This is a genomic window from Actinoplanes sp. NPDC051411 (genome assembly GCF_040682075.1).
Taxonomy (GTDB): Bacteria; Actinomycetota; Actinomycetes; order Mycobacteriales; family Micromonosporaceae; genus Actinoplanes.
On record NZ_JBFBAD010000148.1, the window covers coordinates 1 to 24,179 of the forward strand.

The window sequence follows — 24,179 nt, forward strand, 5'->3', positions numbered from 1 at the left end:
CCCCTAGGGGCCCGGCGCCCGGGACGGCGGACGCCGCCGGCGCGCCATCGCGTCACGCCTCGTCGCTGTCCGCAACCCAGGTGTTGGTGATGGTGAGCACGGTGGTGGTCGGCGAGGTGGCCTCCACCTGCTCCGCCGTCACGAGCTCCTCGGCCGTTGCGAACACGGTGAGGCCGGACATCAGGTCACTGGCGTTCATTTCCATGAGACTGTCCTTTCGATTGCCTGTTGCGGCTCGAGAGCCGGCAGTTGCACGACGTGCCGGACGATCCGGTTGAGGGTTCCCTTCACTCGCCCTCGACACCGCTAAAGAGGAGCGCAACGCAGCGGCATCCATCAATGGCAAGTGACGTGTCTCATACTCCTAAGTGGACAACGCGGTGGAGGCAGGGACGCGTATCAGGGCTTACGGGCGACCGCGGCCCACATGTTCACCCGCGCGGGATCGTATTCGCTCGTCCGCTCGTCCGGGCGCCACTCGGTCAACAGCGCGATGCCGGGCTCGACCAGATCGAGGCCGTCGAACAACCGCGCGAACTCGTCCCGGGTGCTCGGCCAGGTGTCGGCACGGCCGGTCGTGAGCATCTCGGTCGCGACGGCCTTGCCGCGCTCGGACATGAAGTCGAAGGTGGCGTGGGTGGCGGCCAGGTAACTGCCGGAGGGCAGCGCGTCCATCAGCCGCCCCACGACGGCGCGCTCCTGCTCGCGGTCGGGAAGAAAATGCAGGATCGCGATGAGCATCAGGGCCACGGGCTGCGACAGGTCGAGCGTGTCCAGCAGTTCGGGGCTCGACAGGATGTCCTGCGGCCGGCGCAGGTCGGCCTCGATGTAGTTGGTCATGCCCTCCGGGGTGCTGGTCAGCAGCGCCCGGGCGTGGGTCATGACCAGCGGGTCGTTGTCGACGTAGAGCACCCGGGCCGCCGGGTTCACACGTTGGGCGACTTCGTGGGTGTTGTCGGCCGTGGGCAGGCCGGTGCCGATGTCGAGGAACTGCCGGACGCCGGCGTCCCTCGCCAGATAGCGGGTCATGCGGCCGAGCACCTCGCGGTTGGCCCGCACCGCCTGGCGTACGCCGGGGAAGCTGGCCTCGATCTCGTCGGCGCTGTCCCGGTCGGCCTGGAAGTTGTCCTTGCCGCCCAGCCAATAGTTGTAGCGGCGGGCGGAGTGAGCCACGTGCGTATCGACAACCGCCGGAGCAGCTTCACGTTCCGTCACGGCAATCCCCCACTCGGCGACGAACGATCGGATCCGTGCACTGTATCTCCTGATTGGAGGATCCGAAGGGGACGCCGCGGGGCGTACCCGGACCGTGTCCCCGGGCGACGGGCGACGGGCGCGTTCGTCATCGCGGCGCCCCGGTCTCGGTGAGCCGGCCGCCGGCCAGCCGCAGCCACCGGTTCACCTTGATCTCGGTGAGGAACCGGTCGTCGTGGCTGACCACCATGAAGGCTCCTTGATAGGCCGTCAGCGCGGTCTCCAACTGCCCGACGCTGACCAGGTCGAGGTTGTTGGTGGGCTCGTCGAGCAGCAGCAGCTGAGGCGCCGGCTCGGCGAACAGGATGCAGGCCAGCGTGGCCCGCAGCAGCTCACCACCGGAGAGCACGCCGACCGGCAGGTGCGCTCGCGCGCCCCGGAACAGGAAGCGGGCCAGCACGTTCATCCGCTCCGCCTCGGGCAGCGCCGGTGCGAAGGCGGCGAAGTTGCCGGCGACCGTGGCGCCCGGGTCGAGCAGATCGAGGCGTTGTGACAGGTACGCGACCCGGCCCTCGGCCCGCGTCGCGGTGCCCGAATCGGGCTGCTGGTAGCCGCCGACCAGGCGGAGCAGCGTCGACTTGCCCGCCCCGTTGGCCCCGACGAGGGCGATCCGCTCCGGGCCACGGATGTCCAGGGCGAGGCCTTCGCCCGCGAAGAGCGGCCGGCCGTCGTACGCGGCCCGCAGGCCCTCGCCGTGGAAGACCGTACGCCCGCCGGGCACCTTGGTGCCGGGCAGTTCGAGCATGATGTGATCGTCCTGCCGGGCGGCCTTGCTCGCCTCGTCCAGCCGGGCCTGGGCGCTGCCGACCCGGGAGGCGTGCACCTCGTCGGATCTGGCCGCCGACACCTGGGCGTCGCGCTTGAGGTTGCCGGCGACGATCCGGGCCAGGCCCGCGTCGGCCAGGTTGCGCGAGGCCGTGGAGGCGCGGCGGGCGGCCCGCTCGCGCGCCTGCTGGAGCTCCCGCTTCTGCCGTTTCACGTCCTGCCCGGCCTGGCGCACCTGCCGCTCGGCGACCTCCCGTTCGGCCCGCACCGCGGCTTCGTACTCGGTGTAGGTGCCGCCGTACCAGCGGATCTCGCCGTGGTCCACGGCGGCGATCCGGTCCATCTCGTCCAGCAGGGCACGGTCGTGGCTGACCACAAGCAGGCAACCGGTCCAGGAACGCACCACCCCGATCAGGCGCTCGCGCGCCGGTCGGTCGAGGTTGTTGGTCGGTTCGTCCAGCAGGAGCACGTCCGGTCGCTTGAGCAACTGGGCGGCGAGCCCGAGCGACACCACCTGGCCGCCGCTGAGCGTGCCGAGCCGGCGGTCGAGGGCGAGCTCGCCCAGGCCGAGACGGTCGAGCTCGGCGCGCGTACGCTCCTCGATGTCCCAGTCGTTGCCGACGGCGGCGAAGTCGCCCTCGTCGCCCTCGCCGGCCTCGATGGCGTGCAACGCCTCGATGACCCGGTCGACCTCGAGCACCTGGGCGACCGTCTGCTGCTGGGCGAACGGCAGGTGCTGCGGCAGATATCCCAGGACGCCCTCGACGGTGACGCTGCCACCGGTGGGACGCAGTTCCCCCGCGACGAGCTTCAGCAGGGTGGATTTGCCGGTGCCGTTGGCGGCGACCAGGCCGGTACGGCCCCCGGGAACGGAGAGGGACAGGTCCTCGAACACCGGGGTGTCGTCAGGCCACGAAAACGACAGACCGGACGTAACAACATAGCTGTCGGGCATGGAAGACCTCGAAGAAAGAAGATCCGGGCGCGCACGGGCGACCGGCGTGAACAGGACATGACGACAGGGGCCACGCGGCAGCGCGAATCACGCGCTTGCACCGGTGGCCGCTCCAGGGTCTTCACCCGGAGATGTCGTCGTCCCCTGCCACATCTGCTCCCAGCTCGGCAACTCGAGCCAGAATAGCCGACCGGTGGCGGCCGGCCGGTCCATGTGCCGCGCCCGGCCATCGAACCGGCCGCGACGCCGACCCGGGCACCGACCAGGGTTTTGCCCTGGGGCACTCGGCGGGAGCGGCGGCGACAGTGGTGGCGTGAATACGAACGCCATGTTCCAGATCCGTCTCTACCTGCTCCGCGGGCTGGTCGCGCTCGCCTGGGCCCTGGTCTTCGCGGCCGGCCACCAGCCCGCGACGACCGCCACCACCCTGCTGCTGGTCGCCTATCCGCTGATCGACGTGGTGGCGTCGGCCATCGACGCGCGGGCGGGCCGCGGCACCCCGGCCCGCACCTTCCAACTGATCAACACCGTGCTGAGCGCACTCGCCGCGATCGCCCTCGGGGTGGCCGGCCCACACGGCGACGCCGCGGTGCTGGTCGCCTTCGGCGGCTGGGCGATCCTCTCCGGGGCCGCCCAGGTGACGGTGGCGCTCCGGCGCCGCGCCGAGCTGGGCCGGCAGTGGCCGATGCGGATCGCCGGCGGGCTGTCGGTGATCGCGGGGGCGAACTACCTGGTCTCCGCGGCGGCCGACCATCCGACGCTGACCGCACTGATCGCATACGCCACGGCCGGCGGCGCGTTCTTCGTGATCCAGGCGGTGCTGTTGGCGGTCGGCCTGCGGCGGGCACGGTCGCTCGCCTGATCCACCGGCACGGGGCCGCGCGTCAGGCCGGGTGCCGGGAATCGGTGGAGCTCACCCGCGCGGCCGGCCACGCTTCGTCGTTCCAGACCGGATCCGGGGGCAGTTTCGCGGCATACCCGGGCTGGGTTCGGAGTCTTTCGCGGACACTGCCGTGGATCCGCGCGCCGGGCGGGATCGGACGGCGGCGTTGCAAAGCGAACGCCCATTTCCATCCCATCCGGTGGACGGGTCCGGCGGCGTCGGCCTCGGTGAGGCGGTACCGCTTCTCGTAGAGCGCCGGATCGACGAGCAGTCCCTCGGCGACGGCGCCGTCCATCACCCAGCGCATGGTGATCCGGCCGAGCTCGGGGCCGTCGTCGAAACCGCCGCCGATGTCGGAATGGACGCCGGCGAACCACGTTTCATCCCCTCGGGGGATCAGGCTTTCCCGGTACGGCCGGCGCTTCTCGTCGATGGACACGGCGTGCCTGATCGTCCGCACGTTGGGCAGCTTGGTCGTGTACGGCCAGTGGATGTCGCGCCCGATGACGTGGGTGGCCTTGACCGTGTCGAACAACCCGAGATAGCGGATCGGGAAGGCCAGCGAGCGCCCGTCCGGCCGGATCGACAGCGCCCCGGCGAACCGGTCCATCCGCCGCCAGCCCTCGGTGCGGCGCAGGTCGGAGTCCTTGCCGGGCTGGCGGGCGTAGACGCGCACGGCGTACGGGATGAGGTTGTCGCTGCCCGGCCGGAGCAGGCCGACCCGGTAGAGCATCCCGCACAGTGCGCGCGCGGTATAGGCGCCGCGGCTGAAGCCGAACACGAACACCTGGTCCCCCGGCTGCCAGGTTCGCATGAGGTAGCCGTACGCCTCGCCGAGGTTCTGCCGGATGCCGTGGCCGAGCGCCAGCCCGCCGAGCACCGACAGCCGCCGGGCGGCGAGGCTCCACGCGCTCGGCGCGGCGAACGTGCCCACCCCGGGGTCGTAGTAGACGGTCTGCCGCGCCGGATCGATCGGCGCGAGCAGCTCGACGATCTTGAGTACGTTCGTGGCGCCCCGCGCCTTGACCTCGTTGCCGGTGCCGTCGAGACAGATGACGATGTTCTTCATCGGGCCGCCTCCAGCCTGTCCGAGGGTGGGAACTCCTCCGCCGCGAACACCGTGATCTCCGGGTACTGCCAGGTCAGCAGCCGGCTGGCGACGCTGCGCGAGCGCTGGGTGGCGGCGATCAGCGCCGGGCCGCCGGGCGAGCGCAGCGCCTGCTCGGCCAGCTCGACGAGACGCTCGCGGGTCGCCGCCGACGCGTCCGCCGGCAGGCCGGCGGGGCCGATCTCGGTGGTGGTCGCGGTCTCGTCGAGATCGGCCGGCAGCCGCGGATGCGGCACCGTCGTCAACCCGGGGTGCTTGCGCCGGGTGTCTTCGTTGATCTGCTGCCGGACGTACGCCACCAGGCCGCGCGGTCCGATGCCGGGCACCTGCTGGTCGCTGCGCCGACTCGGCTCGGCCAGCCCGACGGTGTCCGTCGCCGTGCTCGGCCCCGGGGTGTCGGCCAGGAACGCCAGCAGGCGGGCGGCGTTGCGCACGGGCACCCGTTCGTCGACGAAGGTCCGGGCGAACAGCGACAACTGCGCCATCTCGTACCGGTCCAGCACCGTGGCCACCAGGTCGGGCAGCGCGAGCCGCAGGCTGTCCACGTTCCGGTGGACCTCGGCGAGCGCGACGAGCCAGGACGGATGCCGGCGGACCCGCTCCTCGAGCAGGGCGACCAGCGGTTCCGTACCGGTGCCGCCGCCGAGCACGCGCGGGCCGCCCCGCACCGCGTTGATCCCGACGGCCGCCGCCCCGTCCGGTACGCCGTCGTCGACCGCGATCCGGATGTCCGGCAGCGCGACGCCCAGTTCGTGGAACAGCGCTTCGCGCAGCTCGACGAAGCCGTCGCGGTCGGTCGCGGACATGGTCGCCGCGCGCAGGGTGGCCTCGTTCAACCGGATTTCCAGCGATGCCGGCTGCAGCACGTCGAGCACCACCTCGGCCAATTCCCCGGCTCGGTCGAGCAGGCCGGCCTGCTTGTCCAGCGTGGCGGGCAACGCGCTGAGGTCTCCGACCGCCACGCCGCGGGCCACGACGAGTTCCAGCACGGCGCCGAGCACGGCGTCCTGATCGGGATGTTGCACGCCGGCCGCTCGGGCGCGGGTCACCAGAGCGTCCCGCTGGGACCGGCCGACCAGCATGGACGGGTCGTGTTCGAGGGCCACGCGGGTGGCGGCCGCGGCGACCGCCGCCACGGTCGGCGCATCGAGCACCTGCTCGCCCAGCCGGACGCCGCGGCAGGACGTCTCCGACTCCAGTTCGGCGGCGAGCACCCGGGCCCGCCGCCCGGCCAGGATCAGCCGCGGCACGGTGCCCGGCTCGGCCGTGTGGGTTACCGACACCTGCGGCCGGGCCGGCACGCCGAGTGCGGCGCAGTACTCGGCGACGACGGCCGCGACCGCCGTGGCGACCGGGTTGTCGAGCCAGGAGACGGTACGCCGCAACCAGGTGCCCGGCTGGGTACGCCTCCCCATACTCAGGCCGGCCGGGAGCTCGATGGCGACGCTCAACGTGGGCCGGGCGGCATCCGGCAATGCTTGGCGTACGACGTCGAGCAGCCGGCGTCCGGGACGGTCATTGGTCATCGAGTTCCTCCTCGGCCAGCACCCAGACCGGGCCGGGCACCAGCCCGGCGATCAGCCGCCACAGATAGGGCCGCAGTTCCGGTTCGCGAACCACGACGGCGCCCGCGGGCCGTTCTCCGCCGAGCCAGTCGGCGACCCGCTCGGCCAGCTTCGTCGCCTGCGCCCGGGGTAGCTGCCACCGGTCCGGGTGGGCGGCCGACCAGCCGGCCGCGAACGCCGCCTCGAGCTCCTCCGGCAGCCGGACCGGCGGCATCCGGCGAGCCTCGTCCGGCATCAGCCGCGGCCGCAGCCGGGCGCGAACCGCGGGCAGCAGGTCCAGCGCCGACCACTCGAGCGGCGCGTCGTCCACCACCTCGAGGATGGCCGTACCGTCCACGATGGATACCTGCTCGCGCAGCAGCAAGCGCAGCAACCGCACCAGTTCCAGCCGATCGGCGAGGCTCATCCGCTCGACGCCGCAGCTGTCGCCGCCCTGGACGGACGCCAGCCACGTCCCCAGGTCGTCGATCGAGAACAGCCGGGCGAGGTTGGCCCGGACCACCGCCTCCAGGTGGCGGAGGGCCGCATCCTCGTCGGCGGCCGTGCCCCGGGCGACCTCGACCTCGTAGAGCTCGACCGCCCACCGGCCGGGCTCGGCGCCGTCCGGTAGCGAAGGCAGCGCGATGCCGGGTATCGGGACGCCGGTATCCCGCTCGATGCGGCGGCACACCGCGTCCACCAGCTGGCGCGAGATCGGCAGCTCCGGCCCGACCCGCAGCGCCAGCGGGGTGGCCAACGGGAAGAGCGAGGCCACGCCGACCTCCTCGCGGCCGGTGCGCAGCAGCTTCGCCGGGTCCAGCGCGGCCAGCAGCCGGCCGGCCGGCGGCCCGGCGCGGCGGGCCGCGTCGACGACCGCCCAGTGGCGGTCCGGGCGGCCGAGGACAGCGGCCAGCACGGCCCGGACGGCCGGCGCCTCTTCCACCCGGCTGTCGGACCGGAACGCGTCGGCCACGTGCGCCGCGAATTCGGCCTCGCGGCCGGCCTCCAGCTCGAGGAGTGCCGCCCTGAGGTGGGCGGCCGCGGCGATCTCGACCGGCGGCCGCGACAGCCCCGACAGCAGTTCGAGCAGCCGCCGGTGCAGGGCAAGCGAGGCCTCCGGATCACCGCGGTCGGCGAGCCGGTCGGCCGACCGGCGGAGCTGCTCGGCCGCCACCCGTACGCCCTCGGCCGCCTCCGGAACGTCGGCCGCCAGCTCGGCGTACCGTTCCAGCGCCGCCTCGTACGCCTCGCCGGCCAGGTCGATCCGGGCCAGCGCGAACCGTACGCCGTACCGTTGCGCCCGGCCGGCATCGGTGGTGAGCAGGTCGTCGAGCTCGCTCCGTACGCTCCCCGGCCGGCGCAGGACATCGGCGCGGTCCTTCAGAGCGGCCCGGATCTCGTCGAACACGGCCGCCGACCCGTCGGGCAAACGCGACGCGAGCCGGGGCAGGTCGATCTGACCCAGCTCGGTGAGCGCCCACAGGCTGGTGGTGGCCGCGATACCGGCGGTCAGGTGCCCGCGTCCGGAGTCGACGTCCCCGGCCGCCAGCAGCACCTGACCGAACTTGCAGCGCAGTGACGGATCGTCGGCGTCCGGACCCAACAGGCTCGCGTAGGCCTGGGCCGCCTCGTCGTACCGGCCCCGCAGATAGCAGCCCCAGGCCGACAGATCGGGTCGCCCGCCAGGACCGGCCGAGCCGGCGCCCGCCGCCAGTTCCTCGTACGCCTGCCGCGCCGCGTCCTCGTCGCCCAGCAGCTCGTGACAGAGCCCGAGGTAGAGGGCGTGCAGCGCATCGTCGGCGGGCTTCTCCGTGCCCAGCAGTTCCAGCGCCTCGGCCGCCCGGTCCAGCGTGAGCAGCAACTGCACCCGGCGGATGACCAGCCACGGCTGGTCCTCCCGCAAGCCGTGCGCCTCGGCCAGGGCGAGCGCCTCCTCGGGCCGCTCGATCTCCATCAGGGCGAGCAGCCGCTGATCGAACATCAGCTCGTCGTCCTGACCCGGCCGGCCGCTGCCCTCGGTGAGATCGGCGGCGGTGAGCCGGGCGCCGACCAGCCGATGGGCCAGGGAGAGCTGTGCCCGGGTGCGGACGTTGCGGTGGTCGTAGAGTAGGCCGCGTTCCAGCAGGGCCACCGCCTCCCACGAGACGTGGGGGCGGTAGAGGTCACCGCTTCGCTCATGCTCGGTCAGAGCCATGGTCACGTACGCCCACGGCAGCTTGGCGCCGGGGACGCCGAGCTCGTACGCCTCCCGCCAGCGGTGCGCCGCCTGGTCGAGCAGGTCCAGGTCGACCGTGCCGTTCTGGTGAACAGCGCGAGCCCGCAGGACCTCGGCCATCTCGAAGGCGTACCGGTAGCTGGTGCGGTCGAGACCGCAGGCCCGGGTGAGGTACTTCGCCGCGCTGACCTCGTCGGCGACCCAGGCGTACCGGCGGCCGGCCTCCCAGTACGCCTTCGCCGCCGCGTCGTCCTTCCCCTGTTGTTCCAGCGCCCGCGCCAGGTCCACGTACGCCTTCCGCTCGGGATACCGGCCGGCGCCGCGGATGCCGCCGCGCAGCGCGGCACGGATCATCGAGGCGGCCCGTTTCGGCTCGCGCTCGCGGAGCCGGCGACCGCACTGCCAAAGGAGATTGGGCGGCGCCGGTGCGAACAACTCCCCCAGCGGGCGCCCGGCTGCCGTGTCCGCGGCCTCCTCGTACGCCTCGTCGGCGGAGGCGTGGTCGCCGACCTCCTCGGCGATCATTCCACGTAGGACGTTGCCGGCCGGCGAGGTCGCCGCCAGCCGGACGGCCCGGCCGGCTTCGGCGGTGGCACCGGCGACATCGCCGGTTGCCAGCAGGCACTCCCCCGCGGCGGCGTGCAGGGACGCGAGGACCGCCCTTTCGGGTCCGGCCCACTCGAGCACCGCGCTCACCAGATCTCGGCCGCGGGCCGGGTCGCCGGTTCCACGGGCCACCGCGCGCACCCGCATGCACCACAGTGACGCCGACAGATCCCGCGGCAGGGCCTGGCCGAGTTCGGATTCGGTGAGCGCGGTCAGCACGGGCAGGGTGGTGGCCAGGTCTCCGGAGGCGGCGGCCCGGGCGCCCAGGAGCAGGCGGCGGGACAGATCGTGGTCCCGGCCGGGCAGTTCCGGCGGCGACACGGTGATCTTCGTGGTGGCCCGGCACAGCCAGCGGCAGACGTCGAACCGGCCGGCCACGTACGCCTCGGCGTAGCTCCGGACCCACCGGGCCGTCGCCTTCTCGCCGGCGCCGGCGATCTCCGCCCGCACCGTGAGCATCCAGTCGCGGCCGAACGGCTCGATTCGCGCCCGCCGGTCCCGGATCTGTCGCAGCTCGGTGCCCAAGGCCGAAACGGCCGCGACGAATGTCGCCAACTCGCCCTGGAGCGCCTCGACGCCGGCGATCGCCTCGGCGTATCCGTCCGCCCGGTGCAGCTCGGCGAGCAGCCCGTCCGCGGACCGCCGCAAGTGGCGGGAAAGCACCGCCGCGCCGATGGTCCGCTCGAACGCGTCCGCCGCATCGCCCAGATCGGAGCCGGCGCGCACACCGGTGTCAGTCATCGGATTCGCCCCGTTCAGCCTTCACGGCCTCGGCCAGCAGGCGGAACACCTCAGCCAGCTCCGGCTGGTAAGCGTTCTTGCGGACCAGGTCGGCGAGCGGCCGGCCGGCGTCGGCCACGCGCGGCGGCCAGTCCGCCGCGCCGATCACCCGCTCGGCCTCGCCGGTCAGATCGGCCGGCTTGTTCAGGAGGTGGAGACGTTGCCGCAGCCAGTCCGGCACCGACCGGGGCGGCAGCGGGGCGGCCGAGGCGGTGCCCGGTCCCGCGTCGGCGCCGGCCGGGCTGCCGGTGCGCAGCCGCAGCAACTGGCTGTCCATGGTTTGCATGTACAGCACCGGCGAACCGAACACCCGATCCTGGTCGTAGGTGGTGAACAGGTCCGATCGGGCGCGCTGCACCGCCTCCTCGATGGTCCGCACCTCGTCCCGGTCCGATTCCTCGGTCAGTGAGCCGTACAGGCGCTTGACGAACCGGGCGCCCGCCTTGCCGCTCAGGGGGTACTGCATGGCGAGCACGGCCGGGATGCCGCGACGGATCAGGGCCGGTGCCAGCCGGGCGAAGGTGACCTCGAACTCCAGCGGAGACGGCTCGCACAGGTGCAGGACGACCAGCCGAACCTGGTCCTCCTCGGGCAGCACCTCGTTCTCCCGGAAGATGTTCAGCAGAGTCTGGGCGCTGCGCCACTTCGGGCCCTCGCCGTCGCCATCGTCGAGGAAGGTCTCCATCGACCGCGGATCCCTCGAGTTCGGACGGCAGACGCCGACGATGTGCACGATCTGCGGGTACGGCCGGGTGCTGAGCAGCTTGACCGCGGCGTCCTCGCTCCACTCGGCGAGAACCTGATGGGAGATGCTCGACGTGTACTCCATCGGATTGTCGAGTGCGGCGATCAGCTCGTCGCGTTGACTCTGGTAGGCCGGCGTCTTCGGCAACGTCACCAGGAAATGCACGGTCAAGGGCGGTTCCAGCGGCTCCAGCCTCCGGCGGCCGGCCGGCAGGCGCCTGCTGAGCACGAGATGGTGCTCGCTGGCGAGGAAGTCACCGTCCACGTTCAACATCTCCCACGGCAGCTGCGCGAGCTCGTCCGACTCCTGGAAGTTGAGTTGCAGGCGGAGGCTGGTGCGGGTCCGGCGGGCGGCGTCCCGGGCCTTGGTCAGTCCGGTGCGCAGCTCACCGACGAAGACGAGGGCGTACAGGTGACGGCCGAGCACGGTGGCGGTATCCCGGACGGCCAGATCCGCGTAGTCCGTCTGCCGGGCGAACGCCGTCCACCGGGCCAGCCACGAGCGGAGGACCTCGATCGTGTCCCGTTGCAGCTTGCGCTGCTCGTCATCGCTGACGGTCGCGTCGAACTCCGCCTCTTCACCGCCACCGCGCAGGGTGGCGTGAATCCTCTCCGCCCCGATGACGACCTCGTACTCGACCTCGACCGACATGTCATTCCTCCCTTCTTGTCAGGAGCGCGCCGAGGCTGTGGAGATACACCACGGGAATGCCGATCAGCCGGGGATCCCTCTCGTAGAGGACACCGAGGCTGTACCGGCCCGCCTGCACCGCCTCGTCGAGCGGCAGCCCGGTGGTCAGAGCGCGGTAGAAGCCCTTGCTGAACGCGATGGCGGTGCGGTTGGTCACCGCGTACTGCATGGCCACCACGCACTGGACGCCGCGGCGGATCAGGCGCGGCGCCAGCCCGGCGAAGCTCGCCTGGTAGTCGGCCTGCGCGCCGGCGCAGGAATGCAGGTAGACCAGCCGGGGCATGTCGCCGGGGTCACCGAGCAGCTGGGCGAGCACCGCCTCGCCGACCCAGTCCGCCCGGCCGGTCTCGTCCACGAACGCGATCTCGCCCTGCTCGTCGTCCTCGTTGTAGCGGCCGTGACCCATGAACTGGACGATGTCCGGTCGCAGCTCCGGCATCAGGTCGAAGAGCATGTCGCGGGTCGGCTGGTGGCGCACGGTCAGCTCGACCGGGAGACCCTCCTCGGCCGAACGCCGCAGCTCGCCCAGGACCGGATCCGCGATGACCTCGGCAAGCCCGGGCTCCTCCGGCTGCGAGATCAGGACCAGCACCTTCAACGGCGGCTCACCCGCGATGTCCCGCTTGCCGAGCTCCATCGGGATGTGCCGGCACAGCGTGCAGCGGCGCTCGGTGGCCAGAAAGAACCCCTCCCGGCCGGGACGGTTGGGCGAGTGCAGGTATTCCCAGGGGATCGCCGCGAGGTGCGCGAAGCCGTCGGTGGGAAAGGCGAGCTGGATGCGGAGCCGGTCGCCGCGGGGCAGGTTGTCGATGATCTGCTCCATCCACCGCCACATGTCCGGTGGGAAGAGCACGCGGTGCAGCAGGCTGCCGAAGGCCCGCAGTTCGGTCCGCCGCCACTCCCGCCCCCGCTCGGCCAGCCAGCGCTCGAACACGCGGATCAGGTCGGCGTCCACCCCCGAGAAACCGATCGGCGCCTCCGGCCCGACCGCGCCGTCGGAATGGCGCGCGGACACCACACCGGCCGGCGTAACCCGCACGTCGATCTGCTGAACGGCCATGGTGCCCTCCGGGCCTCCCCTAGAGCCGGAGCACGATGCCCCGGTCGATGTCGGACGGATAGGTGGCCCCATGATCGGCCCACAGTCCGGTCTTCTCGGTGCGGTAGTTGAACAGCAGGCGCCCGCCCGGCCGGGCGGTGACCACCCGAGCGATCGCCTCCGGGTCCGGGTGCCCGAAGTAGCTCCCGTCCGAGGACACCAGCCAGGCCGGCGCCCGGAGCAGACCGAGCACCTCGCGGGTGACGTTGCGCCGGCTCGCATGATGCGGCAGCTTGACCGCGCTGAGGTCGAGGACGGCCCGATCGCGTTCGGCCAGCAACCGTTCGAGCCCACCGGTGAGCCCGGGCGGCGTGGCATCGCCGGCGAGCAGCACGGCGCTGCCGTCGTACTCGGCCAGCAGCACGATGCTGCTCGCGTTGGTGATCGAGGCGTCCTCGTCGGCCTCCGGCGCGGCCGCGAGCGCGGCCGGGTCGAAGCCGTCGAGGTAGGCGTCCAACGGCCGGAGTTTCGCCCGGGCGGCGAGCAACTCGAACGCGTCCCGCTGCGACCCGGGCTCGATCCCGGCCCTGCGGCACTCCACCTCCCACACACTGCGCAGAGCGCGCAGCGTCGCGAGGTCCGGGCCCAGCACGGTGAGCGCCAGCCCACCCGGCAGCCGCACCCGGGGCAGGTCCGATCCCGGACGGCGGCAGACCGCGCCCCCGCCGAAGGCGGCGTTCAGCGGGATCGCCCGGGCTTTCAGCAGCGCGCTGAGAATCTCACCCTGGGCGGGACCCAGGTAGTCGTCCGGCGGCAGCTGCTCGTACCCGTTGAACCACGCCTCGTCGATCCGCACGCCGAGCCCGGCATCGTTGACCAGCTTGAGAACGCCCTCGATATGGTCGCCGTCGACGTGGGTGAGGACGAGCAGCTCGAGGTGCCGGCGGTCGGCGGGCAGCTCGGCCAGGCGCGCGGCGAGGTGGTCGTAGCAGCGGGCCGGCCCGCCGTCGACGAGAACCCGGTGCGGCGCGAGCGGATCGCCGTACTCGAGCAGGATGCTGTCACCCTGCCCCGCCGGAAGAACGCTCACGTCGAACATAGCCACGGAGTATCCGCCTCGACCGGCCAACTGTGTGTCAGATCACAGTCACTGCCCGTCCGGAGGCACTTCCTGGTCCATCCCCGACTGCCCCGCGTCGTGCGGCCACGGCTCGGGATCCGGCACGCGCCCCCACCACCAGCCACGATCCACCTCGGAGGCAAATTCGCGAGTGTGCGTACGGAAGGCCGAGTCGATGGCCTCGAGCGCACGCTGGAACGGCCCAGCGACCTCGGCCGGCACCTTCACGCGCGACAGGTCATCCCGTACCTCCAGATCTTGGCGGTAATAGTCGCGCGGATACCAGCCGTCGGGCGGCCAACCGGACGTCATCCGCACGGTAAGCGCCTCCCACGCCCGCAGCTTCGTGGTGGCGGACCAGAGATCGTCGCCCGTCTCCGGGATCAGACCACGCTTCCCCAGCACATCGTCGAACGCGTCCGCGATCGGGTGTGGCACCGCATGGTCCTTGATGACCTCGGGCTGCAGCGCCACCCGAACCTGCGGCAACAGTGCCACCGGCCGTTCCACCGCATCGATCACCAATGACCCGTCGTCATTGTCCCCGGGGCCGTCGTAAACCCTGGCCCGGGTACGCGGACCCTCCGGAGCGGCAAGCCAGTACGCGCTCGGCCGCACGCCGCCCGCGTCGTAAAGAACCGGGACGCGCAGCTCGTACGCCAACTCCTCCGCCGTTTCGGCCACCGAGCGCCGCACCGCGACCGCATCGCTCACAAAGACGTCGAGCGACCACCTGATGTCACCCGTGCGGGGTTCGCAGGTACATAGCACCGCCGCCTGCCACATACGGTCTTCGGTGTTCGCCTCCGCCACATCGACCGCGTCGACCGGGACCTCGTTGATCCGGGCAAGGGCCGCTCGCAGCCGCGCGAAGGAGATGTCGCCGGCAATCAAGAGGTCGTAACCCGTCGTCATCCTGGATATGTCCCGTCGTAGATGGCCTGGGCCTTGGGAGGGCGCACCGGCGAGTACGTGGCATCCGTCGACGATCTCGTCGACGTGCCGAGCGGACATCTTCGCCCAGCCGGTGCTCATCGCATCGGTCGCGGAGCCCTGATCGGCCGTGGCGATGCCGGCCACCGCCCTGGTGGCATCGTCGTGCGTGGTCCGGACCGCGGTAGCGAAGTCGCGGGTGAAGCCGGCGAACTGGGAGACGACGTCCTCGTCGACGTACGGCCACGGCACCCCGAGGACGTTGAGGAGATTCACCACCGGGAGAGGCAGGTCATCGATGGCCATGAGTGGGACTGTAATCCCGGCGGGCGACACCTCAGAGAAAGGACCGGGCCTCGAATCCGGCCGGTACGGCTGCGGTGAGGTCAAGTTCAGCGTCGGGCCGGACTGATCGCGTGACATCACCCATAGGCCGACGTTGTTCTTCAGTATTGAACCTCTTCCCCCACCCCACGTCTGTGAGGACGACCGAGGTGAGGGAGAGACTTCAATGGAACCGCAAAGCAGGCGGGCCTTTCTGGGACTGACCGGTGCCGCCGTGGCCGGCATCGGCATCGTCAGCGTGACGGCCGCACTCAATCCGAACGACAGCGACGCCGCCACCCAGCCAACGCCGGAGGCCGAAACGCTGGCGCCGTTCCGGGACGCGCTGCGCATCCCGCCGGTCGTACGCCCCTCGTCGAACGGGCTCACCGAGATCACCGCCAAGCCGGCCCGGATCCGGCTGCACTCGCAGCTTCCGGCCACGCCGATGTGGACCTACGGCGGCCACTACCCGGGGCCGACGATCGAAGTACGCCGTGCGGAGCGGGCCCGGATCGCCTGGCATAACGGGCTCAGCGGCACGACGCCGGTCAAGGGCGTGTGGGTCGCGGCCGCGGCGGGGGGATCGCTGCTGGACGCGTACAACCGGCCCGGCGCCGAGGGCGGCAAGAGCCGTCCCGAGGTCGAGGCCCTGACCGCCTGGACCTCGACCCACCTGCACGGCGGCCACCAGCAGGCGGCCGGCGACGGCGGGCCCGACCTGGCGGTCACGCCCGGCAACACGCAGCTGGTCGAATATCCGAACGACGTCGACGCGACGCACCTCTGGTATCACGACCACGCCATGCCGGTGACCGCGCTGAACGTGCTCGCCGGCCTGATGGGCCACTACATCGTGCGTGACCGGGACGAGGACCGGCTCGGCCTGCCGTCCGGGAAGTACGAGATCCCGCTGGCCATCTCCGACGTCAACTTCGACACCGACGACAAGGGCCGGCTCACTGGGCAGATCCTGGCCAAGCGCGTGGTGCAGACTCCCCTGTCGCAGATCACCGACGACGCGCTGCCGGCCGCGGTCGCCTTCCTCGGGCCGTACACCCTGGTCAACGGCGTGGTCTGGCCCTATCTGGACGTCGAGGCGCGGGCGTACCGGTTCCGGATGGTCAACACCTCGGTCGCCCGGGCGTACCGGATGGTCGTGGTCGACCAGGCGACCGGGCAGCCGGTGAAGGGCGCCATGAAGCTCATCGGCACCGACCTCGGCCTGATCGGCAAGCCGGTCACGATCGACGAGGCGCTGACGCTGAACCCGGCCGAGCGGGCCGACATCGTCATCGACTTCGCGGCGTTCCCCGGCCGGAAACTCAAGCTGGTCAACACGGTTGCCGGGGTGCCGGCCGGCACAGCGGTCGCCGCGGCCGGTGTCGCGTTCCCCGACATCATGGAGTTCCGGGTGGGCCGCCGCACCGGCGGGGCGCTCCGGCTGCCCGCCACCCTGGCACCCTCCTTCAAGCGGCTGACCAGCGCCGATGTGCCCAAGAACGCCGTCGAGCGGTTCGTGGTGCTGTCAATCGCCGGCGGCATGCTGCAGCTCTGGGAGATGCAGGAGGTGCCGAACGACACCCAGCTCGGCGCGGGCGTGGTGCAGATCGCGCTGCCGGACGGCGTACGCACGCTGCGCCGGGTGGCGACCGCCTTCGAGGACACGACCACCTTCTTCGCCGCCGCCGGCGGCTGGGAGAAGTGGCACTTCATCAGCATCGCGCCGCCCGGCCTGGTGGTGACCCACCCGATGCACATCCACTTGATGGACTTCCAGGTGATCGGGCGGCAGGGCCTGGACGTCAGCGGTTTCGACCTGGGCGTCGGCGGCACGAAGACGCCGCTCAAGCCGGGCGCGGCGCTGCCGGTGGCGCCGGAGGAAGCTGGCAACAAGGACACGATCGGGGTCGCGCAGAACTCGATCGTCACCCTGGCCGGGCAGTACCGGTCGGGCAGCGGCCGCTATATGTACCACTGCCACATTCTCGACCACGAGGACGAGGGCATGATGCGGCCGCTGATCGTGATGCCACCGGCCGTACTGAGCATCCACCGGAAGATGGCCTCCATGCAGGCGGGGATGGCCGCCATGCCGGGGATGCCGGGGATGACCGGACACAAATGACCTGGTTGGCCGTACGCGATGACCTGGCTTGCAGCCCGGTGCCGGGCGGGGATCGACATCGCGCTCTCGTGCGGGTCTCTCGTACGGATCAACCGGAGCAGGGAGGCCGGGGCGGCGTCAGAGGCGGAATCGCTCCGCCGCCACGCGCAGCTCGCCCGAGAGGCGCGTAACCGTCGCGACCGCGTCCTGCGAGCCGGCCGCCTCCGTCTCGGTGGCGCGGGCTGCGGCGGCGACCTCGGCGATGATGGTGGCGATCCGCGCGCTGGCGTCGGCGGCGTCGGCGACGCCGCGCCCCATCTCGCCGGTCGTCGCGGTCTGTTGCTCCACGGCAGCCGCGATCGCGGCCTGATGGTCGTTGATCTCGGTGATGACGGCGCCGATCTGGCTGATCGCCGTGGTGGCCTCGCCGCTGGTCGCCTGGATCGCGGCGATGCGCCGGGCGATGTCTTCGGTCGCTGACGCGGTCTGCTGGGCCAGTTCTTTGACCTCGCCGGCGACGACGGCGAAGCCTTTGCCTGCTTCGCCGGCCCGGGCCGACTCGATCGTCGCGTTCAACGCCAGCAGGTTTGTCTGCGCCGCGATGGAGGTGATGTCGGCAAGCACCTGTTCGATGTCGGCCGAGCTGCGGCCCAGTTCCTCCATTGTCGCCGTGGTGGTCTTGACGATGTCGACGGCGCCGCTGGCCACCTGTGCGGCCAGGGCGGCCCGCCGAGCGACCTCGCCGATGGCTGTGCCCATTTCGGCCGCGCCGGCCCGCACCGCCGAGATGCTTTCCGAGGCGCTTTGGCCGGCGCCCGCCACCGCGCTGGCCTGGCCGGCGGAGTCGGACGCCCGGCGGACCACCTCGGTATTGCTGCCGGCCAGGCTGTCCGCCGCGGCGCTGAGGGTACGGGCCGACTCGACGATGGTGCCGACGGTGCCGCGCAGAGCTGTGTTGGCCGAAGACAACGCCGCAGCCATCTGTCCGACCTCGTCGCGGGAGTCGACTTGAGGAGCGCGGGTGAGATCGCCGTCGGCCAGTGCGACCAGGACTGCGTGTACGGCCAGGAGTGGACGGACGACGGCCCGGGCGACGAGCAGGCCGATGGCGATGGCGGCCAGCACCACCACGATCGACACGGCGCCCATCAGGTTTCGTTGACCGGCCTGGGCCGACGCGCTGGCGGAGGCCGCATCCTTCGCCTCATTGGTCTCCGCCTCAGACAGGGCATCAAGGGCGCCGCCGAATTGCAGATCGGCGTTGTCCAATGCACCGCCTTCGGCGAGCAGCGCGGCTCCCGAAGAGATGTCGCCGCGCTGCGCCAGCGGGATCAGTCGGCCGTCGCGGACGCTGCGCCACTGTGCGATTCCGGCTTTGGCTTCCCGTACGAGCTGGGAACTCGCCGCGTTCAGAGGCCCATGGTCGGAGATGAATTGGGTCAAAGCCTGATCGACTGCCGCGTCGGTCGTGCGCGCGTCGCTGATGACGGCGTTCTGGTCCGTCCCGGGGGCGGCCAGCAGAAGGTCGCGGACCGCGACCCGCGAATCGCCCTCCATATCGCGCAGCGTCGCCAAATCACCGAGCGGAAGCGCGGTATGCCGATACATGACGTTCGTGCGAGCGCCGGCCGCGTTCACAGCGTTCAACCCCGACCACGCCACCGCAACGATGCCTATTGCAGCCAACACGACCGGGGCCAGCACCTTGAACCGGACCGGCCAGTCGCTCAGCCACGTCGTGAACCGACGCATACGGCCCCTCCTCGCCGGCGAATCTCCGGATTCAGCATGCCCGGCGCTCGCCGGAGATGCGGCCAATCAGTGGGCCAGGAAATACCGCTTCCGCGGGCTCTAAACCAAGCCGAATCCTACTTCCTGTAGGTGAGGTTCGAGTCGTTTCCGGCGAGCCGGCCGGCTCTCCCGGGAAACCGTCACACGTCCCTGGTCGAGCGCCAGGCGCCCAGCGCGAGTGCGGCGGTGAGGTACAGCGCCAGGTCCAGATATGCGAGTCCCAGCGACGGCAGCCTGGGCTTGGCGGCCACCGCGTGTACCTGTGCCACGACGTCGCCGGCGTTGGACAGCAGGAGCCGCGACGGCAGGTAGGACCAGCCCTCCACGGCCTTGGCCGCGCCGTAGGCAAGGAACACCACCGCGATCAGGGCCGCGGTGGCGGCCGCCGGGTGGCGCAGCAGCATGCCGAGCCCCAGGCCGACCATCGTGACGACGCAAAGGTAGAGTCCCGCACCGGTTACCGACCGCAGCACGCCGGGCGCGCCAAGACCGACGTCCAGGTGCTGGCCGTGCAGGACCGCCTGACCGAGCAGGTAGCTGCCGAAGGCCAGCGCCTGCCCGATGAGCAGCGATACGCCGAGGATGGTGCCGGCCTTTCCGGCGAACGCGGCAGCCCGACGCGGCTGCGCGGTCAGTGTCGCGACGATGGTGCCGGAGCTGTATTCCGAGGTTGCCGCCAGCACGCCGAGCACGCCGAGGGCGAGTTGTGCGAAGGTCAGCCCGGCGAACGCGCTGCCGAGCGGGTCGAAGGCGGCCCGGTCGGCGACGGGCATGCTCTCCCAGCCGCGCACGGTGCTGACGGTGTCGGCCAGGCCCAGTCCGACCGTGAACACGACGGCGACGCCGAGCGCCACCCATGTCGGCCGCACCGACCACAGTTTGATCCACTCTGCGCGTACGGCCCTCATCGTGTACCGCCGCTGTGATAGGCGACGGCGCCGGCTGTGCAGGCGAAGTAGGCGTCTTCGAGCGTGGCGTGGCCGCGGCTGAACGCTTTGACCGTGTCGTCGGCGAGCAGCCGGCCGCCGCCGATGACGAGCAGCCGGTCGGCGACCAGGGCCAGTTCGCTGATGAGGTGGCTGGATACGAGGATCGTGCGTCCTTCGTCGGCCAGGCCCCGCATCAGCGCCCGGATCCAGGGGACGCCCTCCGGATCGAGGCCGTTGACCGGCTCGTCGAGTATGAGGGTCGGCGGGTCGCCGAGCAGTGCGGCGGCGATGCCGAGTCGTTGGCGCATGCCCAGTGAGAAGCTGTGTACCCGCCGGCCCGCGACGCTGGTCAGCCCGGCCCGGTCGAGGACCTCGTCGATCAGACGCCGGTCCAGGCCGTTGGTAGCGGCGAGCCAGTGCAGGTGGCGGTATGCGGTGCGCCCGCCGTGCAGGCCCGCCGCGTCGACGAGCGCGCCCGCTTCGCGTAGCGGCTCCCGTAGTGTCTTGTACGGTCGCCCGTTGACCAGTGCCCGCCCCGACGTCGGTGTGGTCAGGGCGAGCAGTGCGCGGATGGTGGTGGACTTGCCGGCGCCGTTCGGGCCGAGGAATCCGGTCACGCTGCCCGGACTCACCGAGAACGTCAGGTCCTCGACGGCTCGCCTCGAGCCGTACCGCTTCGTAAGCTGTTTGACTTCGATCACGCCCTCGACTGTGCGGCCGCGGCGGTGGCCGGGGCATCCGGCGAGAGGCATATGCCCGCAGGCAGATGCCGTGTGTCCGGCCCGGCCGTAGGGTTTCCGGCATGTCATCCGCACCCCGAGCCCCACTGCGGCACCGGCTCCGCGCGGCGCATTGGCTGGTGCTGGACGGGCTTGGTGCTGCGGCCTTCGGCCTCTTCGCGTTCGGCGTCCTCGGTGCCCGGGAGAGCCACCAGGCGCTCGCCGCCGCGGCGACCGCGCTGGCCGCGGCGACGCTGATCGCCGCTCGTCGTTGGCCGCTGGTCGCCGCGGCCGGTGCGGTTGCGGTGTTCTGGCTGTCGCCGATCTCGCCGGGGTACGCCTGGACCGCGTTGGTCCCGCTGGCGTACGCGCTCTATCGAGTGGCGGAGCGGCGGCGGCCCGCGGTCGCCGCCGCGGCGCTCGCTGCGGCCCTGACCGCGCCCGTAGCCAGCGCGTTGCCGTCGTTCGAGCACGCGGGAGGCGTGATGCCGTTCGGGCTCGTGCTGGCCGTGGCCTGGACGGTGGGGGTCGCCGTGCGCCAGCACCGGCTGTACGGCGAAGCATTGCTGCACCAGGAGACGAAGCAGGCCGAGGAGCGTGCCGTCCAGGAGCGGGCCCGCATCGCCCGCGAGTTGCATGACGTCGTCGCGCACGGGATGAGCGTCATCACGGTGCAGGCCGCGTACGGCCGTCTCATTGTCGATACCGAGCCGGCGCACGCGGCCGACGCCCTCGCAGCAATCGAGACGACCGGCCGGCAGTCGCTGGCCGAGCTCCGCCGGCTGCTCGGGGTGCTCCGGGCGGGCGACCGGGGTCCCGCCGAGGATGAACCGGCGCCGGGCCTGACGGACCTGCCGCGGTTGGCCGAGCGCACGGCGCACGCCGGCGTGCGGGTCGACGTATCGGTCAGTGGTAAGCCCGAAATGCTCGGTCCGGGTCTGGAATTGTCGGCGTACCGGATCGTGCAGGAAGCGCTGACCAACGTCGTCAAGCACGCCGGCACCGACCACGCCCGGGTCACGATCGAGCACCGCCCGGACGCCATCGTCCTGTCCGTCGTCGACCGCGGCTGCGGTGGCGAGGTCCGGCACGAGGGGCACGGACTGGCCGGGATGCGCGAGCGCGCCGCGCTCTACGGCGGCACCGTGCTGGCCGGGCCCTTACCCGACGGCGGTTTCAAGGTCAGCGCGACGCTGCGGCGACCCGTGGTCGGGGCGTCGTGACGATCCGGGTCGTCGTCGCCGACGATCAGCCGCTCGTCCGCACCGGTCTGCGCGGCATCGTGGAGACCGCCGGGGACCTCACCGTCGTCGGCGAGGCGGCGACCGGCCTCCAGGCTGTCGATGAAGTGCTGCGCCTGCGGCCCGACGTGGCGCTGATGGACATCCGGATGCCGCAGCTCGACGGCATCGCCGCCACGGAAAGGCTCACCGCGGCCGGGTCCGCGACGCGGGTGCTGATACTGACCACCTTCGATCTCGACGAGTATGTCTACGGAGCGCTACGCGCCGGGGCAAGCGGGTTCCTGCTCAAGGACGTGCCGCCGCTCGACCTGCACGCCGCCATCCGGGTCGTGGCAACCGGTGACGCGCTGCTCGCCCCCAAAGTCACGCGCCGGCTCATCGCGGCATTCACCAGCGGCACCGTCACGCCGACGAGACCGGAGCTGGACGTGCTCACCAACCGCGAGCGGCAAGTGCTCAGCCTGGTCGCCGGGGGGCTCACCAACGCCGAGATCGGCAAGCGCCTGTTCATCACGCCCGGCACGGCCAAGGTGCACGTCGCCCGGCTACTGTCCAAACTCGGTGCCCGCGACCGCGTCCAACTCGTCATCATCGCGCACCGGGCCGGCCTCGCGCCCCAGCCCTGACCTTCCCAAGCCGGCGAACGCTGCCTACTATAACCGTCGTGGCTATAGTCGGTCTGGCAATAGATCGTCCGGCCTGGGCCCGGCCGGCGCTGGTGACGGCCGGCGGACTGACGGCGGTTGCGGCTGTGCTGGCCGCGGTTCGTCTGCCGCTGCGGGATCCGACCGTGTGGGCGGAATCGTCGGCAGTGGCGGGCTCCACGGTCGCACTCGTCGCGGTGACGTGGTGGCTGACCGGCCGGGCGGCCGCGCCGGACCGGCGGATGGTGCTGACCTGGGGGCTGGGCTCCGGGCTCGGGCTCGGCGCCGTGTGGATCGCCGAGATCGCCTTCAACAACCTGACCCCGCATACGGTGTCGACGGCCGGCGCACGCGGCGTACTGGACAACATCACCTGGGCCGTCGTCGGAGTGGGCACCCTCATGGCGGCGGGCGCGGTCACGGCCCGCACTCGCCGATGGCGGTCCGGGCTGCGGGCCGGGGTGTGGTCGGGTGTCGGCAGCGGCTTGGGCGCCGCCCTGGGCGGCGCCGTACTGCTGGCCTTGTTCCGCTCGTCCGTCGAGGACGATCCCCTGATGCGCGCCGAGTGGCAGCAGCGTAACCCCGGAGTCGCCCTGCCGGCGTATGTCACCCGGGAGACGATGGCCGGCGTCGGCGGCCACCTGTGGCTGCTCGGCATGGCCCAGGGCGCCTTGCTCGGCCTGATCGCGTCGTCGATCATGATCGGCGTGATCCGCGATCGCAGCCTCGTGCAGCCGGTTCGTCATGGCGGGTGACGACACGCCGGCGCTGAGCACGGCCGCACTGCACGTGCTGCTCGCGCTCGGTGACGGGCCCCGCCACGGGTACGCGATCATGCAGACCGTCGCCACGGAGTCCGGCGGAACCGTGCAACTGGGTCCGACCACGCTCTACCGGACGCTGCGTACGCTGCATGACGCCGGCCTGGTCAGCGAGATGCCGCACGAGGATCCAACCGGGGACACCCGGCGTCGCTACTACCAGATCACCGAGGCGGGGCAGCGCGCGGCGGGCACCCAACTGCGCCGGCTACAGGCCCTGATCGACACCGCACGGGCCAAACGATTGCTGCGGCCGGGTCCGGCATGACGACCCCGGCCGGTTCCGACCTGGCCGGCGGGCTGTTCGCCGAATGGTGGCGCGAACTCGGCCGGGTGTCACGCACCTCGCCGCCCGCCGTGATTCACGGGCTACTCGCCGGCGCCCTGCTCAGCACCGCGACGATCGCCGGCAACCTCGGCCGGCTCTGGGCGACACCCCTGGGCCACCTCGGATCATGGCTGATCTGCGCGGCCGCCCTGACCGTGCTGGCACTGACCGGACGGTCCACCACCGCCGGCCCCGCCCAGGTCAGGCGCGCCTTGCGCAACGGTTTCCTCAGCGGCCTGATCGCCTTCACCTCAGCAAATCTCACCGCCACCGTCATCGTCATCACCTGCTTCGATCGACTCAGCCACGACCCACTCCAGATCACCGCGTTCACCGCGAGCCACGAGTCCGACTTCCACGCCTACCAACTGCACGAACTGCTCGGCGGCTGGGCCTACGGCAGCATCGCCGGCGCACTGCTCGGAACGCTGGGTGCCGGCCTGACAAGGATCGTGCGGTCGTAGAGCCGCCGAAGGAGCGTGCCGTATGTGCTGATTCCGCAGGGGCGCAACGACCCCATCGTCCTGGGTGGAGCCGGGTGGCGTAGCAGCCGATACAGTTGTCAATTCAGCACGGTTTCAGGCCACCCCTCCTACCGTCCCTCGACGATGCCAATCTCGCAGGAAGTGAACGCG

The 24,179-nt window shown here is 71.5% G+C and carries 20 protein-coding genes; 7 read left to right on the forward strand and 13 right to left on the reverse strand.

Features of this window, described 5'->3' with window-relative positions; translation table 11 throughout:
- Positions 1-52: 52 nt before the first annotated feature.
- From AB0M88_RS45515 to AB0M88_RS45525, 3 genes are all read right to left on the reverse strand, one after another.
- Positions 53-205: a hypothetical protein gene (locus AB0M88_RS45515; RefSeq protein ID WP_364113136.1), complete on the reverse strand. Its 153-nt coding sequence runs from the start codon at positions 203-205 to the stop codon at positions 53-55.
- Positions 206-399: 194 nt separating this feature from the next.
- Positions 400-1,215 (reverse strand): SAM-dependent methyltransferase, encoded by an 816-nt coding sequence (locus AB0M88_RS45520; RefSeq protein WP_364113138.1) that lies wholly within the window; start codon positions 1,213-1,215, stop codon positions 400-402.
- Positions 1,216-1,342: 127 nt separating this feature from the next.
- Positions 1,343-2,974, reverse strand: coding sequence for an ABC-F family ATP-binding cassette domain-containing protein (locus AB0M88_RS45525; RefSeq protein WP_364113140.1), 1,632 nt, complete (start codon positions 2,972-2,974; stop codon positions 1,343-1,345).
- Between the two features lie 313 nt (positions 2,975-3,287).
- On the opposite strand from AB0M88_RS45525, the gene AB0M88_RS45530 reads away from it, so the two are divergent.
- On the forward strand, positions 3,288-3,836 hold the full coding sequence (locus tag AB0M88_RS45530; RefSeq protein ID WP_364113142.1) for a hypothetical protein: 549 nt from the start codon (positions 3,288-3,290) through the stop codon (positions 3,834-3,836).
- A 22-nt stretch (positions 3,837-3,858) separates the two neighbouring features.
- On the opposite strand, the gene AB0M88_RS45535 is transcribed toward AB0M88_RS45530, so the two are convergent.
- Genes AB0M88_RS45535 through AB0M88_RS45565 form a run of 7 tightly spaced genes read right to left on the reverse strand, consistent with a single transcriptional unit; the run spans position 3,859 to position 14,943 of the window.
- The gene (locus AB0M88_RS45535) at positions 3,859-4,926 is read right to left on the reverse strand and encodes a DUF2235 domain-containing protein (RefSeq protein ID WP_364113144.1); all 1,068 of its coding nucleotides are present in this window, start codon (positions 4,924-4,926) and stop codon (positions 3,859-3,861) included.
- Positions 4,923-6,491 (reverse strand): hypothetical protein, encoded by a 1,569-nt coding sequence (locus tag AB0M88_RS45540; RefSeq protein WP_364113146.1) that lies wholly within the window; start codon positions 6,489-6,491, stop codon positions 4,923-4,925. Before AB0M88_RS45540 ends, AB0M88_RS45535 begins: the two co-directional genes overlap by 4 nt.
- A complete protein-coding gene (locus AB0M88_RS45545; protein WP_364113148.1) occupies positions 6,481-10,071 on the reverse strand; it encodes an FHIPEP family type III secretion protein in 3,591 nt (1,196 codons plus the stop codon). The genes AB0M88_RS45540 and AB0M88_RS45545 overlap by 11 nt, the downstream gene beginning before the upstream one ends.
- Positions 10,064-11,506: a CHAT domain-containing protein gene (locus AB0M88_RS45550; protein ID WP_364113150.1), complete on the reverse strand. Its 1,443-nt coding sequence runs from the start codon at positions 11,504-11,506 to the stop codon at positions 10,064-10,066. The genes AB0M88_RS45545 and AB0M88_RS45550 overlap by 8 nt, the downstream gene beginning before the upstream one ends.
- A 1-nt stretch (position 11,507) precedes the next feature.
- Positions 11,508-12,605 carry a CHAT domain-containing protein gene (locus AB0M88_RS45555; RefSeq protein ID WP_364113152.1) on the reverse strand — a complete coding sequence of 366 codons (1,098 nt, stop codon included), beginning with the start codon at positions 12,603-12,605 and terminating at the stop codon, positions 11,508-11,510.
- Between the two features lie 19 nt (positions 12,606-12,624).
- Positions 12,625-13,674, reverse strand: coding sequence for a hypothetical protein (locus tag AB0M88_RS45560; RefSeq protein WP_364113154.1), 1,050 nt, complete (start codon positions 13,672-13,674; stop codon positions 12,625-12,627).
- A gap of 57 nt (positions 13,675-13,731) precedes the next feature.
- Positions 13,732-14,943: a hypothetical protein gene (locus tag AB0M88_RS45565; protein ID WP_364113156.1), complete on the reverse strand. Its 1,212-nt coding sequence runs from the start codon at positions 14,941-14,943 to the stop codon at positions 13,732-13,734.
- 205 nt (positions 14,944-15,148) lie between these two features.
- On the opposite strand from AB0M88_RS45565, the gene AB0M88_RS45570 reads away from it, so the two are divergent.
- Positions 15,149-17,089 (forward strand): multicopper oxidase domain-containing protein, encoded by a 1,941-nt coding sequence (locus AB0M88_RS45570; protein WP_364113158.1) that lies wholly within the window; start codon positions 15,149-15,151, stop codon positions 17,087-17,089.
- A gap of 117 nt (positions 17,090-17,206) precedes the next feature.
- Here AB0M88_RS45570 and AB0M88_RS45575 read toward each other — a convergent pair whose 3' ends face one another.
- The 3 genes from AB0M88_RS45575 to AB0M88_RS45585 form a co-directional block, all read right to left on the reverse strand.
- Entirely contained in the window at positions 17,207-18,820 is a 1,614-nt protein-coding gene (locus AB0M88_RS45575; protein WP_364113160.1) for a methyl-accepting chemotaxis protein, read from the reverse strand.
- Between the two features lie 179 nt (positions 18,821-18,999).
- Positions 19,000-19,728: a hypothetical protein gene (locus tag AB0M88_RS45580; RefSeq protein ID WP_364113162.1), complete on the reverse strand. Its 729-nt coding sequence runs from the start codon at positions 19,726-19,728 to the stop codon at positions 19,000-19,002.
- A gap of 35 nt (positions 19,729-19,763) precedes the next feature.
- Positions 19,764-20,489 carry an ATP-binding cassette domain-containing protein gene (locus AB0M88_RS45585; protein WP_364113164.1) on the reverse strand — a complete coding sequence of 242 codons (726 nt, stop codon included), beginning with the start codon at positions 20,487-20,489 and terminating at the stop codon, positions 19,764-19,766.
- Positions 20,490-20,590: 101 nt separating this feature from the next.
- Here AB0M88_RS45585 and AB0M88_RS45590 point away from each other — a divergent pair, with 101 nt between their 5' ends.
- The 5 genes from AB0M88_RS45590 to AB0M88_RS45610 are packed head-to-tail and all read left to right on the forward strand — an operon-like array spanning position 20,591 to position 24,008.
- Positions 20,591-21,730 (forward strand): sensor histidine kinase, encoded by a 1,140-nt coding sequence (locus AB0M88_RS45590; protein ID WP_364113166.1) that lies wholly within the window; start codon positions 20,591-20,593, stop codon positions 21,728-21,730.
- Positions 21,727-22,377 carry a response regulator transcription factor gene (locus AB0M88_RS45595; RefSeq protein WP_364113168.1) on the forward strand — a complete coding sequence of 217 codons (651 nt, stop codon included), beginning with the start codon at positions 21,727-21,729 and terminating at the stop codon, positions 22,375-22,377. Before AB0M88_RS45590 ends, AB0M88_RS45595 begins: the two co-directional genes overlap by 4 nt.
- A gap of 38 nt (positions 22,378-22,415) precedes the next feature.
- Entirely contained in the window at positions 22,416-23,150 is a 735-nt protein-coding gene (locus tag AB0M88_RS45600) for a hypothetical protein (protein WP_364113170.1), read from the forward strand.
- Entirely contained in the window at positions 23,140-23,484 is a 345-nt protein-coding gene (locus AB0M88_RS45605) for a PadR family transcriptional regulator (RefSeq protein ID WP_364113172.1), read from the forward strand. The genes AB0M88_RS45600 and AB0M88_RS45605 overlap by 11 nt, the downstream gene beginning before the upstream one ends.
- Positions 23,481-24,008 (forward strand): hypothetical protein, encoded by a 528-nt coding sequence (locus AB0M88_RS45610; RefSeq protein WP_364113174.1) that lies wholly within the window; start codon positions 23,481-23,483, stop codon positions 24,006-24,008. Before AB0M88_RS45605 ends, AB0M88_RS45610 begins: the two co-directional genes overlap by 4 nt.
- Positions 24,009-24,179 lie beyond the last annotated feature (171 nt).

Excerpts from the sequence above, each read along its gene's own strand:
- AB0M88_RS45515 (WP_364113136.1), bottom strand. The coding sequence starts at position 205 with ATGGAAATGAACGCCAGTGACCTGATGTCCGGCCTCACCGTGTTCGCA.
- AB0M88_RS45525 (WP_364113140.1), bottom strand. The coding sequence starts at position 2,974 with ATGCCCGACAGCTATGTTGTTACGTCCGGTCTGTCGTTTTCGTGGCCT.
- AB0M88_RS45535 (WP_364113144.1), bottom strand. The coding sequence starts at position 4,926 with ATGAAGAACATCGTCATCTGTCTCGACGGCACCGGCAACGAGGTCAAG.
- AB0M88_RS45540 (WP_364113146.1), bottom strand. The coding sequence starts at position 6,491 with ATGACCAATGACCGTCCCGGACGCCGGCTGCTCGACGTCGTACGCCAA.
- AB0M88_RS45545 (WP_364113148.1), bottom strand. The coding sequence starts at position 10,071 with ATGACTGACACCGGTGTGCGCGCCGGCTCCGATCTGGGCGATGCGGCG.
- AB0M88_RS45550 (WP_364113150.1), bottom strand. The coding sequence starts at position 11,506 with ATGTCGGTCGAGGTCGAGTACGAGGTCGTCATCGGGGCGGAGAGGATT.
- AB0M88_RS45555 (WP_364113152.1), bottom strand. The coding sequence starts at position 12,605 with ATGGCCGTTCAGCAGATCGACGTGCGGGTTACGCCGGCCGGTGTGGTG.
- AB0M88_RS45565 (WP_364113156.1), bottom strand. The coding sequence starts at position 14,943 with ATGGCCATCGATGACCTGCCTCTCCCGGTGGTGAATCTCCTCAACGTC.
- AB0M88_RS45570 (WP_364113158.1), top strand. The coding sequence starts at position 15,149 with ATGGAACCGCAAAGCAGGCGGGCCTTTCTGGGACTGACCGGTGCCGCC.
- AB0M88_RS45575 (WP_364113160.1), bottom strand. The coding sequence starts at position 18,820 with ATGCGTCGGTTCACGACGTGGCTGAGCGACTGGCCGGTCCGGTTCAAG.
- AB0M88_RS45590 (WP_364113166.1), top strand. The coding sequence starts at position 20,591 with ATGTCATCCGCACCCCGAGCCCCACTGCGGCACCGGCTCCGCGCGGCG.
- AB0M88_RS45605 (WP_364113172.1), top strand. The coding sequence starts at position 23,140 with ATGGCGGGTGACGACACGCCGGCGCTGAGCACGGCCGCACTGCACGTG.
- AB0M88_RS45610 (WP_364113174.1), top strand. The coding sequence starts at position 23,481 with ATGACGACCCCGGCCGGTTCCGACCTGGCCGGCGGGCTGTTCGCCGAA.